Below are 17,379 nucleotides of genomic sequence, written 5' to 3' on the forward strand. Positions count from 1 at the left end.
ACTTGCGATACTACTGCTAATTTAAAGCCCAAATTATAATCGCGCTGAGTACGCTTAACTCTTGATTGCTCTTTGTCTTTCATAATAAGTCGTTTTTGTGTCAACTTATTTCAGGACGGGACACACAAAATAAAAAAGCCTTTCAATTATTGAAAGGCTTTTAATATTTATGATAGCAAAAATTACTTTTTGAATTTTGCGTATTTGTTTTTGAATTTATCGATACGTCCAGCAGTATCAACAAGTTTAGATTTACCTGTGTAATAAGGGTGAGACGTTCTTGAAATTTCCATTTTCACTAATGGATATTCAACACCATCAACCTCTATTGTTTCACTAGTATCTGCTGTAGATTTTGTTAAAAACACATCGTCGTTAGACATATCTTTAAACGCTACTAATCTATAATTTTCTGGATGTATATCTTTTTTCATCACTTAAACTTTAAAATCGTTTCTTTTTTCGAGCTGCAAATTTAAGAATTTTTCATAAAACAACAACATATTATTTATTTTTTTATTCGTCTATTTTTACTGTAACATTTTTTACTTTTAACATACTAACTAAATTATTAACCAAAAATAACATTCATGGAAAACTCGATTAAATCAAGTGCTTTAAATTATGGACTTTATCTAGGAGGAGCTCTAGCATTAATAACCGTTGCAATATATGCCATTGACCTAAGTCTTATGGTTAATATGTGGCTTGGTATCTTTTTAATTTTAATAATTGTTGGATTTGGAGTAGTATCGACTGCTAAGTCCAAAGGAATTTTAGAAGGCTTTTTAAGCTTTAAACAGGCTTTTACCTCCTATTTTATTACAGTGGTAGTAGGTATCACAATCAGTACAGTTATAAGTGCTCTTCTATTTAATTTTATTGACCCAGAAGCTGCTATACAAATGAAAGAGATGACAGTACAGGCTACTATCAATATGTTGGAAGGTTTTGGTGCACCACCAGAATCAATTGCGGAAGCTGTTGAAAAGATTGAAAATCAAAATCAGTTTGGCATTGGGGCATTAATTCAAAACCTTATTTGGAGTTTTGTTATTCAAGCAATATTAGGTCTTATTGTTGCAGCAATAATGAAAAGATCTAACCCAGATGCTTAAATAATTTCTTTATTTTTGACAAAGAATTTAGAAATTACTAAAACATGAACATATCAGTAGTTATTCCACTACTTAACGAGAAAGACTCATTAAACGAATTACATGATTGGATTGCAAATGTTATGCAATCCAATCATTTTTCGTACGAGATTATTTTTATTGACGATGGCAGTACTGATGGTTCATGGCAAACTATTGAAGCACTTTCGCAAAAAAACAATGCTGTAAAAGGCATTCGCTTTTTTAAAAACTACGGAAAATCGCAAGCTCTTCATGCTGGCTTCCTAGAAACTCAAGGCAATGTAATTATTACTATGGATGCCGATTTACAGGACAACCCTGAGGAAATTCCTGGGCTCTACAAAATGATTAGTGATGAGGGTTACGATTTGGTTTCTGGATGGAAAAAGAAACGTTACGACTCGGTTATTGCTAAAAACCTACCTTCAAAATTATTTAATTGGGCAGCTAGAAAGACCTCTGGAGTTAAGCTAAATGACTTTAATTGTGGTTTAAAAGCTTACAACAAAGAGGTGGTAAAAAGCATAAATGTGTATGGCGAAATGCATCGTTACATTCCTGTATTAGCTAAAAATGAAGGATTTAGCAATATTGGTGAAAAAATAGTGCAACATCAAGCACGTAAATACGGAAAAACAAAATTTGGTATGGAGCGGTTTATAAATGGGTTTTTAGATTTAATTAGTATTTGGTTTTTATCTAAGTTTGGCAAACGACCTATGCACTTTTTTGGTGCTCTAGGAGCTTTAATGTTTTTTATAGGGTTTTGCTTTGCTATGTATTTAGGTATCGATAAACTATTTATTAATCCTGAAGGACGATTAATTACTCAAAGACCTCAGTTTTACATTGCACTAGTAACTATGATTATTGGCACCCAGTTTTTTGTAGCTGGGTTTTTAGGAGAAATTATTTTACGCTCAAAAGAAGATAAAGATCGCTACAAAATCGATAAAAAAATTAATTTATAAGTTGTTAACGTTACTACAACAACGTTAGCTGAGCTAATTCGCTATTTTTGCATATAAAATTTAATCAATGACTCATATTGAACCTCAAATTCTAGATAGGGTAAATGCGTGGTTAACGCCTACTTTTGATACTGATACACAACAAGAAATAAAGGAGTTAATAGCTTCAAGTCCTAAAGAATTAAAAGAAAGTTTTTACAAGGATTTAGAATTCGGAACTGGTGGTATGCGAGGTGTTATGGGAGTTGGCACCAACCGAATGAACAAATACACCATTGGTAAGAATACCCAAGGATTAAGTAATTATTTACAACAATCCTTTCCAAATGAGCAATTAAAGGTTGCTATTGCTTACGATTGCCGACATAATAGCAAAGCATTTGCAAAAATTGTAGCTAATGTTTTTTCGGCAAACAATATTAAAGCGTATTTGTTTGAAGATTTGCGTCCAACACCAGAATTATCTTTTGCTTTAAAACATTTAAATTGTCATTGTGGTATTGTATTAACAGCATCACATAATCCTCCAGAATACAATGGTTATAAAGTATATTGGCAGGATGGCGGACAAATAGTGCCTCCACAGGATACTAATATTATTACTGAAATTAACAAACTAGACTATTCCGAAATTAATTTTGAAGCAAATGAAACACTTATTCAATATATAGGGAAAGACATTGATGATGTGTTTATAAATGCCTCTATAAAAAACGGAAGCTTTAATACCACTAAAACTGCCAAGGAAAACTTAAATGTCGTCTTTACATCATTACACGGAACTTCTATAACCATTATTCCCGAAACGCTAAAAAAAGCAGGTTATACAAATGTTCATATTGTTAAGGAGCAAGAAATTCCTAATGGTAATTTTCCAACAGTAGATTCACCTAACCCAGAAGAGCCTGCAGCCTTAAAAATGGCGTTAGAATTAGCCGATAAAGTAAATGGAGATATTGTTATTGGCACCGATCCTGATAGTGACAGAGTTGGTATTGCGGTGAGAGACATAGATGGTAATATGAAGCTGCTAAACGGAAACCAAACAATGGTAGTCATGACCGAGTTCTTATTAAAACAATGGAGAGGTCAAAACAAAATTCAAGGTAAAGAATTTATTGGTTCTACAATAGTCTCCACACCAATGATGGAAAATTTAGCATCACATTATAATGTGGAGTGCAAAATTGGACTAACAGGTTTTAAGTGGATTGCTAAAATGATTAAAGATTTTCCAGAACTTGATTTTATTGGAGGAGGCGAAGAGAGCTTTGGCTTTATGGTTGGAGATTTTGTAAGAGATAAGGATGCTGTTACCTCTACCCTTTTAGCATGTGAAATTGCGGCACAAGCAAAAGCAAAAGGAAGTTCGTTTTTTAAAGAGCTTATCAACTTATATACAACACATGGTTTCTATAAAGAACGCTTAATTTCTATGACAAAGAAAGGCATAGAAGGTGCTGAAGAAATTAAGCAAATGATGATTGATGCAAGGAAAAACCCATTGCAACAGGTAAATGGCAGTAAGGTTGTAAAAATAGAAGACTATCAATTATCCATTGCTAAAAACTTGGTGACTGGTTCAGAAACCATTATAGATGTCCCAAAATCTAATGTGCTTATTTACTATACTCAAGATGGCAGTAAAATAGCCCTTAGGCCAAGTGGTACCGAACCAAAAATTAAGTTTTATATTAGCGTAAACACAACATTAGACAATGTGGCAGCATTTAAAACTACGGAACAACTTTTGGAAGCAAAGATTGATGCCATCATTAAAGATATGAAACTTAATTAATGGATTATTTAAAAAAACTATCACGTTTTATTATACCATACAAAAAGTATGGAATATTAAACATAATCTGTAATATTTTTTATGCGCTGTTTAGTACATTAGCTATGGTATCTCTAATGCCAATGATTAATGTGCTCTTTGGTGAAAACGAAAAAGTCTATACAAAGCCTACCTATGAAGGCTTAAAAAAACTAAAAGTATATGCAGAAGATAGCTTAAATTACTTTATTACATCAACTACCGATAGTCAAGGACCTCAACAAGCTTTGTTATACATGATTATTCTAATTATAAGCTTATTCCTATTAAAAAACATCTTTAATTATCTAGCACTATACTTTATTACCTTTTTAAGGAATGGTGTATTAAAAGATTTACGAAATGAGGTTTACCACAAAGTTTTAACATTGCCTATTTCTTATTATTCTGAGAAAAGAAAAGGCGATATTATAGCTAGAATTTCTGGAGATGTAAACGAAGTTAAAAACTCTCTATTAGCAGTGCTAGAATTAATAGTGAAAGAACCATTAACTATTGCTTTTGCAATATTAGCGATGTTCTCAATTTCAGTGAAGCTAACAATATTTGTTTTTCTTTTCATTCCAATTTCTGGATTTATTATTTCTAGAATTGGTAAAAGCTTAAAAAGAAAATCTGATCGTGTACAAAAAGAACAAGGTGTGTTTTTATCTACTTTAGAAGAAACACTTTCTGGACTTAAAGTAATAAAAGGATTTAATGCTGAAGGTAAATTCAACAAGAAGTTTCAGGAATCTACAAATAAATTTTACAACTTTTCCAATATTTTGCTAAACAGACAAAATCTAGCTTCTCCAACAAGTGAATTTCTAGGTATTGTCTCTATTGCAGCGCTTTTATGGTATGGTGGCTCAATGGTTTTAATAGAAAAAACATTATCTGGTGGTGCTTTTATTACTTATATGGCTTTAGCATATCAAATACTAACGCCTGCAAAAGCTATATCAAAAGCCAGCTATAAAGTTAAAGCTGGAAATGCAGCTGCTGATAGAATATTAGAAGTTATAGAAACTCATTCACCATTAGAGGATAAACCAAACACAACTACAAAACACGATTTTACAAATAGTATAAAACTTGAAAATGTTTCCTTTAAATACGAAGATGACTTAGTTTTAAGGAATTTCTCGATTAATGTTCCTAAAGGCAAAACCGTTGCTTTAGTTGGACAATCTGGAAGTGGAAAAAGTACCATTGCTAACTTAGTTACACGATTCTATGACGTAACTGAAGGAAAAATAACTATTGATGGTACCAATATTAAAGATATTACCAAGCACTCACTAAGGAGCCTTATAGGCTTAGTCACACAAGATTCCATTTTATTTAACGATACTGTAAAAAACAACATCCTTCTAGGTGACGAAAATGCAACAGATGAACAAGTGATTGAGGCTTTAAAAATTGCTAATGCCTGGGAGTTTGTTAAAGATCTTCCAGAAGGCATCAACACTAATATTGGAGACTCTGGAAATAAGCTGTCTGGTGGACAAAAACAACGTTTAAGCATTGCTAGAGCAGTTTTAAAAAATCCACCAATCATGATTCTCGACGAAGCAACCTCAGCTTTAGATACCGAAAGCGAACGATTAGTACAAGTAGCTTTAGAAAACATGATGAAAAACAGAACCTCAATTGTTATTGCACATCGCTTATCCACTATTCAAAATGCTGATGAAATTATTGTTATACAAAAAGGTGAAATTGTAGAGCAAGGTAAGCATCAAGAACTTCTCGATAAAGGTGCTGTTTATAGCAATTTAATTGCTATGCAATCTTTTCAGTAAATTAAAATTTAAGAGACTTATAAAAATAAGAAAAGGATGTAATTTGGGTAACATCCTTTTCTCGATTATTACCAATCTTGGGGGAAATGGTAATACTTAGTAGGTTAAGACGGTGTAAACATATAACATATTTTAGTTCTAAGCAAGAAAAAAATGCATTTTATCGATATTATTTTACACTTTATCGATAAAAAGTACATCAAACAACTAATTATCAATTGATTATAATGTTTGAAAAAATTTAAAAAATATCATCAAAGTGATTAAACTTTTCATAAATTCAAAAGTCTAAAAAGAAAACAGTTTTTTGAATAGCGAAGATTTTTTATTATTACAACTTAAGTCACCTTCTACCAGAGAAAAAGCATTTAGGGAGCTAATTACACTTTATAAAGAGCGTTTATATTGGCATATACGTAAAATGGTTATATCTCATGATGATGCAGATGATGTATTACAAAACACTTTTATTAAAGTATTTAAAAATATAGATAAATTTAAAGGAGATAGTAAGTTGTTTTCCTGGATGTATCGCATAGCTACTAATGAAGCTATTACACATTTAAACAAAAATGCTAAACATGTACAAATGAGCAATGAAGAAATACAATCTAACACAGTTAATAATTTAACTTCTGATGTATACTTTGAAGGAAACGATATTCAACTTAAATTACAAAAAGCAATTGCTACATTACCACAAAAACAGCAGTTAGTATTTAATATGAAGTATTTTGAGGATTTAAAATATAAGGATATGGCTGACATTTTAGAAACTAGCGAAGGTGCTTTAAAAGCATCTTACCATATAGCAGTAAAAAAAATTGAAGCTTATTTAACTGGCAATTAAACCTTTTAATGAAATTATAGTCTAACTAATAACCATGAAAAAATTAAACAACATAAAAAAAACTGGCTTTGAAGTTCCAAAAGATTACTTTCATAATATGGAAGATAAAATAATGGATGCTATCAAACTAAACGATGCGCTCCAAAATATGGGTGATGCTGGTTTTAAAGCTCCTGAAGGATATTTTGATGCTTTGGAAGATGTTGTTTTAACTAAAATTAAAGACAGTAAAAATCCAAAAGTTATTTCCCTTTTCAATAAGCAAACACTTATGTACATCTCTGGAGTGGCTGCTGCAATACTCATAATGTTTAGCGTGTTTTGGAATAAAAATGAAGTGTCAATCGATACAATAGAAGCCGAACTCGTAGAAAACTACTTTATTGAACAAGGTATAAACACTTATGAAATAGCGTCTTTATTAACTGAAGATAATAACGATATAAATTTAGACATAGAACTATTTGATGACACTTTTAATGACGATTCTTTAGAGGATTACCTATTAGAGAATGTTAATTTAGAAGATTTCATCGACCAATAACAACAACAATAACAAAATGAGAAAAATAATAACTCCCTTATTACTATTAATCTTTTGCTTCTCGGCTTATGCACAATCGGGAGGAAAAGATTGGAGACAACAAATAAAAGCTCAAAAAGTAGCTTTTATTACTGAGCAATTAAGCTTAACTCCAAAAGAAGCACAAAAATTTTGGCCTATCTATAATACATACGAAGACAAATTACACCAAATACGTCGTAATGACGAAAGAGCTTTAAGAGATGCCATGAAAAAAGAAAATCTAACCGAAAAAGAAGCACAAGATATTATAGATCAATACTTGGCTATTGAGAATAAAACGCATCTTGCCAAACAACAACTAATTAAAGATTTGGGTAATGTAATTACACCTCAGAAAATAATTAAATTAAAAATTGCAGAAGATGCCTTTAATAGAAAACTTATGGAGTCCTACAGACAAAGGCGTGCTCAACGTATGAAAAACAAAAAACCTTAAACAAAAAGAGAAGCATCAGCTTCTCTTTTTTTATTTTAATGTTATTTTACTAATACGTCCACTTCCAGCTGCATAAGCTGTAGTTTCATCAATGAATCGTATCGTAAAAAAACCTTCGTCGCTTATAGTTTTCCAAGTCTCTCCACCGTCATTACTATAGTCTATTCCTTTAAAGCCAACCGCAACTAACTCTTGACCATTTCGGTTTGGAATGTACTGCACGCAGCTTCTATAATTTGGTGTTTGTCCATCTGCAACCAGTTTCCAAGTTTTTCCACCATCAATGGTTTTAGCCTTATTGCCTTTGTTACTATCAGGGTTTGTGTAATCACCACCAATAGCAAAACCATGTAGTTCATCATAAAAATCTACAGAGTAAATCCCTTCTGTATCTTTATCATTAACAATTGGCGTACTAACAAATTCCCATGTTTTCCCTTTATCCGCTGAGTAATAAATTCTTCCAGCTGTAGTGGCAACCCAAGTGTTATCTCCTACAATAACAATATTGGTATTACTGGCAGCAAATGCACCTTCTCCATCCTTCGCTGGAGGTAATTGGTCACAAGGTAGTTTTGTCCAAGTATTCCCTCCATCACGTGTAATAATTATGGATATACAACCATCAATACTATCACCAATGGCAATACCTTCATTATCATTCCAAAAATTCATAGCGTCATAAAACACATTGTCATGATCTTCTCTATACACCAATTGCATTCCAGAATTTGTAGTCTTGTATAATAATGCAGGATTTGCAACGGTTAACATAAAAAAGTCGGTACTTGTATGCGCAACAGATCTAAAGCTAAATTTTAAAGAGTCTTGTTTTTGCTTAGAAATATTCCAAGTATTCTTAGCTGGATCATACAATCCAAATGAATTATTATTAGCTGCAAAAGCTAAACCATCATCATCCAAAATATCAATTGCTCTTACACTTAAAAGCGAATCTTCTAAAATAGTTTCTACTTCAACTGTGTTAAAATCTCGAGGAATAAATTTTTCTTCAGTTTTACATGAAAAGAATGAAATTAAAAGAAATAAGGTTATTAGTTGTTTCATTTTTAAAGTTTTTATAAAAATAGAAAACTCAATGAATAAACACACAAAGCATTTAACAAATAAACTTTTTAAACTACCTTTGCATGTTTAAATTATTGAGATGCGTTTACACAGAAATTTATGTTTTGCAGTTATTGATGGACTGATACAAATATTCAACGAAGGCGAATATGCCGACAAAGTTGTACAAAAACTTTTAAAGCGTGACAAACGTTGGGGAAGTCGCGACCGAGGTTTTGTAGCAGAAACCACCTATGAAATTGTGCGTTGGAAACGTTTATATGCCGAAATTGCTAATGTAAAAGAACCTTTTAGTCGTGATGACGCATGGCGTTTATTTGCTGTTTGGGCAACTTTAAAAGGGATTAAACTACCTGACTGGAAATATTTTGAAAACACACCAACCAGAAAAATTAAAGGACGTTTTGATGAGCTTTCAAAAATCAGAAAGTTTAGAGAATCTGTACCAGATTGGATGGACGATTTGGGCTTACAGGAACTAGGAGAAAGTAAGTGGACTAAAGAGCTAGCTGCACAAAATCAACAAGCGGATGTTATTTTAAGAGTAAACACACTAAAGACCAACAAAAAAGATTTACAACTTAAGTTACAGTCTGAAGATATTGAAACAGAATTCTTGCCTGATCATCCATCAGCTTTAAGATTGATTGAACGTGCTAACGTGTTTAAAACCGAAGCATTTAAAAACGGATGGTTTGAAGTACAAGATGCATCCTCTCAATTGGTAGCCGATTTTCTTGATGTAAAACCTGGAATGAAGGTTATCGATACGTGTGCTGGTGCTGGTGGTAAAACGCTTCATTTGGCTTCTTTAATGGAAAATAAAGGGCAAATTATTGCTATGGACATTTACGAAAGTAAATTAAAAAAACTTAAAGTAAGAGCAAGACGAAATGGCGCACATAATATTGACATGAGAGTCATTGATTCTACCAAACCCATTAAAAAACTGTATAATAAAGCCGACAGAGTATTAATAGACGCACCTTGTTCTGGATTAGGTGTATTACGTAGAAACCCTGATGCTAAATGGAAATTAGAACCAGAATTTATTGATAATATTAAACAAACTCAACAAGAAGTATTACAACAATATTCTAAAATGTTAAAACCTGGAGGTAAAATGGTATATGCTACCTGCTCTGTGTTACCTTCAGAAAACAGAAAGCAGGTTGATAATTTTTTAGCATCAGAATTAGGAAAAGAGTTTACATTTGTAAAAGACAATAACGTATTTGCTCATAAATCAGGGTTTGACGGCTTTTATATGGCGCTCTTAGAGAGAGAAAAATAATATTTATGAAGAAACTTTACCTATACTTTTTATTTATTACTGCTTTTTCCCAAGCTCAAATTCCATCAAATTATTACGATACAGCAACTGGATCTGGATATACACTTAAAACACAATTATATAATATTATATCTAATGGTCATGTAGATCAAGGTTATGGAGCATTATATACAGCTTACCAAACTACTCACAATGATGATTACTATGAAAATGATGACACGGTTTTAGATTTTTATTCCGAAAATCCAACTCCAAGTGCCACGAACAACGACTCTTATAATTATGATCATGGTGTTAGAACATGTGGCACATATGACTCAGAAAACGATTGCTATAATCGAGAGCATTTAATGCCACAATCTGTTTTTAGTGAAGCATACCCTATGAGAAGTGATGTACATCACGTTATACCAACTGATGGCTATGTAAATAATAGAAGAAGTAGTTATGCTTTTGGTGAAGTAAGTAGCCCTACATGGACATCTAACAATGGCTCTAAAGTTGGACCTAATACGTTTGGTAGCTATAACGGAACTGTGTTTGAACCAATTGATGAATTTAAAGGCGATATTGCTAGAGCATTGCTATATTTTGCTGTACGTTACGAAACACAAGTAGCATCATGGAGTCATACCATGCTCAATGGAACAAGCGACCAAGTTTTTGCTGATTGGTTTTTAGATCTTTTACTTGATTGGCATGCAAACGACCCAGTAGTACAAGCAGAAATCGATAGAAATAATGCTGCTTATAACTTTCAAGGGAATGCAAATCCGTTTGTAGATCATCCAGAATTTGTAAACTTGATTTGGAACCCTACTGCTGATACACAAGCACCAACAGCACCTACTGGTTTAACAGCTTCCAATCCAACAGACAACACAATTGACTTGAGCTGGAACGCTTCTACTGATAATGTAGCTGTTACGTCGTATGATATTTACGTAGGAGGTGTAAACACTTACAACACAACTAATACGTCATTTACTGCAACAAGTTTATCGGCTAATACAAATTACTGCTTTACAATAAAAGCTAAAGATGCAGCCAATAACATGTCTGCTTTTAGTAATCAAGATTGCGAAATGACTACTAACAATGGTTCTGGTGGTTCAGAATGTATTAGTGAAACTTTTGCTAACATACCAGCTTCAGCAAGCAATTATGCTACAAGAAATTGGACTGGTGATAATGGAGGCTCTTGGTCAGCAACTGATGCAAGAACCGATCAAAATATAAATGGTAGTGAAGCTATAACTATTAGAAATGGCTCATTAACAACTCCAACAGTTAGTGGAGGAATTGGAAATTTAACCGTAACAACATTAAGAATCTTTAATGGTAGTAGTGGTACATTTAACTTAAAAGTTAATGGTAATGTGGTTGGAACTATAGCATATAGTGATACTGAACAAACCATTACAGTACCTAATATTAATGTAACTGGAAATATTGCAGTAGTTCTCGATGGAAACTCAGATGGAGCTAATCGTGTGATTTTTGATGATTTATCTTGGACATGTTACGCGCCTTTAAACGCAGACACTAACGAAATAAAAAGTATTAGCATGTATCCTAACCCAGTTAAAGAAAACACTATACGATTTAATACCAATAAATTATTAAACATTAAAGTTTATGATATCTTAGGAAAACTTATTATTTCTAAATCCATTTTACCTAATAGTGCTTATGTCGATATATCTAACATCAATAAAGGTATATACTTAGTGAAAATTTCGAGTAAAAATCAAAGTATTACCAAAAAACTTATAAGGCAATAATACATTTAAAATATCATTTAAAAAAGACCATTTTTACAATGGTCTTTTTTATTTTTAAGCATGTTAAATACTGAATTAATAATCACCTTGCCTCTAGCTTAGAGAGTAGAGTTATATCGTATAAATCAATCTCTGGAGGCGATATTTCTTCGGCATATAATATAAAAACTCAAAACCAAGACTATTTCTTAAAAGTTAACGGAAGCTCCAATGCATCTAAAATGTTTTCTAGTGAAAGAGCAGGACTCAATACTATTGCAAAAACTAATACTATAGCTACACCTAAAATCTATTTACAAGATAGCTACAAGAACATTTCGTATATCCTAATGGAATACATAGAATCTGTCCCTCCCGCTAAACATAGTTTTAAAAAGCTTGGCATACAATTAGCAAAATTGCATCAAACAAAAGCAGATAAATTTGGGTTTAATCAACATAATTTTATTGGAAGCCTTCAACAAAGTAATTCGTTTCACGACAGTTGGCTTTCGTTTTACATAGAAGAACGCTTAATACCGCAAATAGATTTAGCTATAACTAAAAGATTACTTAACCAAAACGAAGTTCCAAGTAATAATAAAATGCAAGTTGTTCTTGACAATTTGCTTAAAAATAAAACACCTTCACTACTACATGGCGATTTATGGAGTGGTAATTTTTTAATAGCATCAAATGGCACTCCTTACCTAATAGATCCAGCATGTTACTATGGTCATAATGAGGTTGATATAGCAATATCTAACCTTTTTGGCGGATTTGATTCAAGTTTTTATAATGCGTATCATGATATCATTCCTAAAAATGAGCATACCAACGCTCGTATTGAGCTATATCAGCTGTATTATCTTTTAGTACATCTCAACCTTTTTGGAGGTTCATACTACAGTTCGGTGAAGCATATTTTATTAAAGTATTTTTAATTGTGAATTACTCCGTGAATAACTATCAAATTAAGATGACTTTTTAGCAAATAATTACAACTAAAAAAATTAAATTTGCACTTTAAAATTACAACACAAACTAACACATAATGATTCATTTCTTTGGAAACGTAAACAGCAGGGTTTTTGCTGTACAAACACTAGAAGAATTATCAACCGAGACCATCTCTAAATTATCATGGCTTTTTGGTAACCAACCAAAAATTGAACAAGCATCACTCGATGCTTTTTTTGTTGGTCCTCGTGCTGCTATGATTACACCTTGGAGTACCAATGCAGTTGAAATTACTCAAAACATGGGGATTTTAGGGATTATCAGAATCGAAGAATTTAAAGCAATTGCTAAAGATTTTAAAGATTATGATCCAATGATTTCTGAAAAATTCAATGGATTACATCAAAAATCGTTTACCATTGATGTTAAACCAGAACCAATCCTTAATATTGAAGATATTGCTTTATACAATCAACAAGAAGGCTTAGCCCTTAGCGAAGAAGAGGTTAAATATCTTAACAGTGTTAGTAAAAAAATAGGCAGACCATTAACCGATTCTGAAGTTTTTGGATTCTCTCAAGTAAATAGTGAACATTGTCGTCATAAAATTTTCAATGGAACATTCGTCATTGATGGCGAAGAAAAACCAACATCGCTATTCAAACTTATCAAGGAAACATCCAAACAACATCCTAACGATATTGTATCTGCTTACAAAGACAATGTTGCCTTTATTAAAGGACCAAAAGTAGAGCAATTTGCACCAAAACGTGCCGATGTTCCTGATTATTACACTACGCAAGAGTTTGATTCAGTTATTTCCTTAAAAGCTGAAACACATAATTTTCCAACAACGGTTGAGCCTTTTAATGGTGCCGCAACCGGTTCTGGAGGCGAAATTAGAGATAGACTTGCTGGAGGAAAAGGGTCATTACCATTAGCAGGAACTGCAGTCTATATGACCTCATATTCACGTTTAGAAGAGAATCGTCCATGGGAAAAAGCATTTCCTGAGCGTGATTGGCTATACCAAACACCAATTGATATTTTAATTAAAGCATCGAATGGAGCTTCCGATTTTGGAAACAAGTTTGGTCAACCACTAATCTGTGGTTCTGTTCTAACCTTTGAACATGAAGAAGAAGCTAGGAAATTAGGGTTCGACAAAGTTATCATGCAAGCTGGAGGTATTGGTTACGGAAAAAGGGAACAAGCATTAAAAGACACGCCAAAACAAGGCGATAAAATTGTTATTCTAGGTGGTGAAAATTACCGTATTGGAATGGGTGGAGCAGCCGTTTCATCAGCAGATACTGGAGAGTTTGAATCTGGTATTGAATTAAACGCAGTACAACGTTCTAATCCTGAAATGCAAAAACGTGCAGCAAACGCAATTCGTGGTATGGTTGAAAGTGATGAAAATTTCATTGTATCAATACACGATCATGGTGCTGGTGGACACTTAAATTGTTTATCAGAATTAGTTGAAGAAACTGGAGGCAATATCGATTTAGATAAATTACCTGTTGGAGATCCAACACTATCTGACAAAGAAATTATTGGAAATGAGTCTCAAGAACGCATGGGATTAGTCATTTCTGAAAAACATATAGATACGCTCAACAAAATAGCAGAGCGTGAACGCTCACCAATGTACACCGTTGGCGATGTTACTGGAGACCATAGATTTACGTTTGAGTCTAAAACCAAAGGTAACAAGCCTATGGATTTAGCACTTGAAGATATGTTTGGCAGCTCACCAAAAACAATAATGACAGATTCAACTATTTCTAGAAATTATGCAAATGTTGAATATAACCCATCTCAATTCTACGATTATCTCGATCAAGTGCTACAGCTAGAAGCAGTAGCCTGTAAAGATTGGTTAACAAATAAGGTTGACAGATGTGTTGGTGGTAAAGTAGCCAAACAACAATGTGCTGGACCATTACAACTTCCCTTAAATAATGTTGGTGTGATGGCGTTGGATTATAAAGGAAAAGAAGGGATTGCAACCTCAATTGGGCACTCTCCTATTTCTGGGCTTATTAATCCTGAAGCGGGAAGTAAAAATAGTATTACTGAAGCCTTAACGAATATTATTTGGGCACCTTTAAAAGATGGTTTAAAATCGGTTTCGCTTTCTGCAAACTGGATGTGGCCTTGTAAAAATGAAGGTGAAGATGCTCGTTTATATGAAGCTGTACAAGCAGTATCTAAATTTACAATCGATTTAGGAATTAATGTGCCAACTGGAAAAGATTCGCTTTCCATGAAGCAAAAGTACCCTAATGAAGAAGTGATTGCTCCTGGAACCGTTATCATTTCTGCTGCCGCAAATTGTAATGATATTAATAAAGTTGTAGAGCCTGTTTTTCAAAAGAATTCTGGAAACATTTACTACATCAATTTTTCACAAGACGATTTTAAATTAGGAGGAAGCTCATTTGCTCAAATTCTAAATAAAATAGGAAATGATGCGCCAAACATTGCTAATGCTTCATATGTAAAAACTGTTTTTAATACGATTCAACAATTAATCAAAGACGAACAAATTGTTGCAGGACACGATGTAGCTTCAGGTGGATTGATTACAACCTTGTTAGAATTGTGCTTCGCAGATAATAACTTAGGTGCAGAGTTAGATATCACAGCTTTAAATGAAAAAGATTCCCTTAAAGTCTTATTTGCTGAAAATGCTGGAATTGTAATTCAAGCTAAAGATGCTTCCATTGAAAAAGTACTTTCTGAAGCAAATATCGAATTCTTGAATATTGGAAAAGTTACCGAAAGTGACACACTTAGCGTGATTAATGATAACGAAGTTTTTACCATGACAGTTTCTAGATTAAGAGATGTTTGGTACAAAACTTCTTTCCTACTCGACCAAAAACAAACAGCAAACAATTTAGCTGAAGACAGATATAACAATTATAAAAATCAACCTTTAGAGTTTTCTTTTCCTCGTCATTTCACCGGAAAACTTCCTGTAATTGATTCTAATAAGCCAAAACCAAAAGCTGCAATCTTAAGAGAAAAAGGAAGTAATTCAGAACGTGAAATGGCTAATGCCATGTACTTAGCTGGTTTTGATGTAAAAGATGTACACATGACCGATCTAATTTCTGGTCGTGAAACGCTTGAAGATATTCAATTTATTGGTGCTGTTGGTGGCTTTTCAAACTCTGACGTTTTAGGCTCAGCCAAAGGTTGGGCTGGAGCATTTAAGTATAATGAGAAAGCTAATACTGCTTTAAAGAAATTCTTTGAAAGAGAAGACACGCTGTCTGTTGGTATTTGTAATGGTGCTCAACTTTGGATGGAATTAGATTTAGTAAACCCTGAACATGAAATTCATGGAAAACTAACTTATAACGATTCCCATAAACACGAAAGCTCATTTACTTCTGTGAAAGTGCAAGAGAATAATTCAGTGATGCTTTCAACTTTAGCTGGAACAAATTTAGGTGTTTGGATTTCTCATGGCGAAGGGAAATTTAGCTTACCATATACAGAAAACAAATACAACATTGTTGCTAAATATGGTTATGCGAACTATCCTCATAATCCAAATGGTTCAGATTTTAACACTGCCATGATGTGCGATAAAACTGGTCGTCATTTAGTAACGATGCCACATATTGAGCGTTCTACATTCCAGTGGAATTGGGCTAATTATCCACAAGGAAGAAAGGACGAAGTATCACCTTGGCTAGAAGCTTTTGTAAATGCCAGGAAGTGGATAGAAAAACATTAATAGATAATTTTTTATATTTTTTTGATTCAAACTGTAACATTCATAAAAGAGTAAAGTCTATTATATTATAAACTTTATATTATGAAAACCAATCATTCAATCAAAAAACGAACAGTTTTATATCTAATTTTATTCGCATTTATTTTCTCAACTAATGCCTTTGCTCAACAAACAGTAAAAGCAAGTGATATTATGAGAGATATTAAAATGGGCAAAACAGTGTCATACGATAATGTTACCATTAGTGGAATATTAGACATGACTTTTATGAATGAGAAACTTCCTGACTTACCAAAAAGAAAAAAATGGTGGAAAAATGGAAGTAGTAATTCTGTGAAAGAACAAATAGAAAGCTCAGTATCTTTCACCAATTGTACCTTTAAAGATAATGTGTATGCATATTACCACGATGAAGATTCTGGATATACATTTGTTGCAAACTTTGAAAACAATGTAAAATTCACTAATTGTACTTTTAAGGGAGAAGCCTTATTTAAGTATTCCAATTTTGAACGTGATGCAGATTTTAGTGGTTCAAAATTCAGTGCCAAAACAACGTTTAAGTATGCTAAATTCAACCGAAATGTAAGTTTTGAAAGCACAATATTTGATGAAGATGCTATATTTAAATATTCGCAATTTAGAGACGGCGTTTCCTTTAATAATGCTAAGTTTAAAGATGACCTTGATATAAAATACACCCAAGTAAATGGAAAATTTGATATAACAAATATGACTGTTGCAGACAATATCGATTCAAAGTACACAAAAATTAATGGAAAAAATTTCAACAAATACCTTTTAGACAATAGAGATTAACATCAATCAAAACACAAAATGAAGGAGTCGAATTAAAACGGCTCCTTTTTTTATGTCATTACTTTATAATCTTGTTTAATTTTTATACTTT

The 17,379-nt window shown here is 32.7% G+C and carries 14 protein-coding genes; 12 read left to right on the top strand and 2 right to left on the bottom strand.

All coding sequences use genetic code 11. The features are described 5' to 3' along the window. Positions 1–182: 182 nt before the first annotated feature. Positions 183–434, bottom strand: a complete 252-nt coding sequence (locus tag E5167_RS05615; protein WP_136841916.1) for a type B 50S ribosomal protein L31 — start codon at positions 432–434, stop codon at positions 183–185. Positions 435–590: 156 nt separating this feature from the next. On the opposite strand from E5167_RS05615, the gene E5167_RS05620 reads away from it, so the two are divergent. From E5167_RS05620 to E5167_RS05650, 7 genes are all read left to right on the top strand, one after another. Further along, the gene (locus E5167_RS05620) at positions 591–1,118 is read left to right on the top strand and encodes a DUF4199 domain-containing protein (protein ID WP_136841919.1); all 528 of its coding nucleotides are present in this window, start codon (positions 591–593) and stop codon (positions 1,116–1,118) included. Between the two features lie 44 nt (positions 1,119–1,162). Next, positions 1,163–2,110 (top strand): glycosyltransferase family 2 protein, encoded by a 948-nt coding sequence (locus tag E5167_RS05625; protein WP_136841922.1) that lies wholly within the window; start codon positions 1,163–1,165, stop codon positions 2,108–2,110. Positions 2,111–2,177: 67 nt separating this feature from the next. Continuing rightward, complete coding sequence (locus tag E5167_RS05630; RefSeq protein ID WP_136841924.1) at positions 2,178–3,908, top strand: phospho-sugar mutase; 1,731 nt, start codon at positions 2,178–2,180, stop codon at positions 3,906–3,908. Continuing rightward, the gene (locus E5167_RS05635) at positions 3,908–5,734 is read left to right on the top strand and encodes an ABC transporter ATP-binding protein (protein ID WP_136841927.1); all 1,827 of its coding nucleotides are present in this window, start codon (positions 3,908–3,910) and stop codon (positions 5,732–5,734) included. The genes E5167_RS05630 and E5167_RS05635 overlap by 1 nt, the downstream gene beginning before the upstream one ends. A gap of 307 nt (positions 5,735–6,041) precedes the next feature. Continuing rightward, positions 6,042–6,584, top strand: a complete 543-nt coding sequence (locus E5167_RS05640) for an RNA polymerase sigma factor (protein WP_136841929.1) — start codon at positions 6,042–6,044, stop codon at positions 6,582–6,584. A 34-nt stretch (positions 6,585–6,618) separates the two neighbouring features. Further along, complete coding sequence (locus E5167_RS05645) at positions 6,619–7,128, top strand: hypothetical protein (RefSeq protein WP_136841932.1); 510 nt, start codon at positions 6,619–6,621, stop codon at positions 7,126–7,128. Positions 7,129–7,144: 16 nt separating this feature from the next. Beyond that, positions 7,145–7,606, top strand: coding sequence for a sensor of ECF-type sigma factor (locus tag E5167_RS05650; RefSeq protein ID WP_136841935.1), 462 nt, complete (start codon positions 7,145–7,147; stop codon positions 7,604–7,606). Positions 7,607–7,636: 30 nt separating this feature from the next. Here the strand turns inward: E5167_RS05650 and E5167_RS05655 are convergent, their stop codons facing one another. After that, a complete protein-coding gene (locus tag E5167_RS05655; RefSeq protein WP_136841937.1) occupies positions 7,637–8,674 on the bottom strand; it encodes a WD40/YVTN/BNR-like repeat-containing protein in 1,038 nt (345 codons plus the stop codon). A gap of 100 nt (positions 8,675–8,774) precedes the next feature. Between E5167_RS05655 and E5167_RS05660 the strand changes: the two genes are divergently transcribed. The 5 genes from E5167_RS05660 to E5167_RS05680 all read left to right on the top strand — a co-directional run bounded on the left by E5167_RS05660 (position 8,775) and on the right by E5167_RS05680 (position 17,288). Then, the gene (locus E5167_RS05660) at positions 8,775–9,989 is read left to right on the top strand and encodes an RsmB/NOP family class I SAM-dependent RNA methyltransferase (RefSeq protein ID WP_136841940.1); all 1,215 of its coding nucleotides are present in this window, start codon (positions 8,775–8,777) and stop codon (positions 9,987–9,989) included. Positions 9,990–9,994: 5 nt separating this feature from the next. Beyond that, entirely contained in the window at positions 9,995–11,773 is a 1,779-nt protein-coding gene (locus E5167_RS05665; protein WP_136841943.1) for an endonuclease, read from the top strand. A gap of 113 nt (positions 11,774–11,886) precedes the next feature. Continuing rightward, the gene (locus E5167_RS05670) at positions 11,887–12,696 is read left to right on the top strand and encodes a fructosamine kinase family protein (protein WP_262709580.1); all 810 of its coding nucleotides are present in this window, start codon (positions 11,887–11,889) and stop codon (positions 12,694–12,696) included. Between the two features lie 110 nt (positions 12,697–12,806). Beyond that, positions 12,807–16,469, top strand: a complete 3,663-nt coding sequence (purL, locus tag E5167_RS05675) for a phosphoribosylformylglycinamidine synthase (protein ID WP_136841947.1) — start codon at positions 12,807–12,809, stop codon at positions 16,467–16,469. A gap of 81 nt (positions 16,470–16,550) precedes the next feature. Then, positions 16,551–17,288 carry a pentapeptide repeat-containing protein gene (locus E5167_RS05680; protein ID WP_136841949.1) on the top strand — a complete coding sequence of 246 codons (738 nt, stop codon included), beginning with the start codon at positions 16,551–16,553 and terminating at the stop codon, positions 17,286–17,288. The last annotated feature ends 91 nt before the right edge of the window (positions 17,289–17,379 follow it).

Source organism: Pontimicrobium aquaticum, from assembly GCF_005047595.1.
GTDB classification, from domain to species: Bacteria; Bacteroidota; Bacteroidia; order Flavobacteriales; family Flavobacteriaceae; genus Pontimicrobium; species Pontimicrobium aquaticum.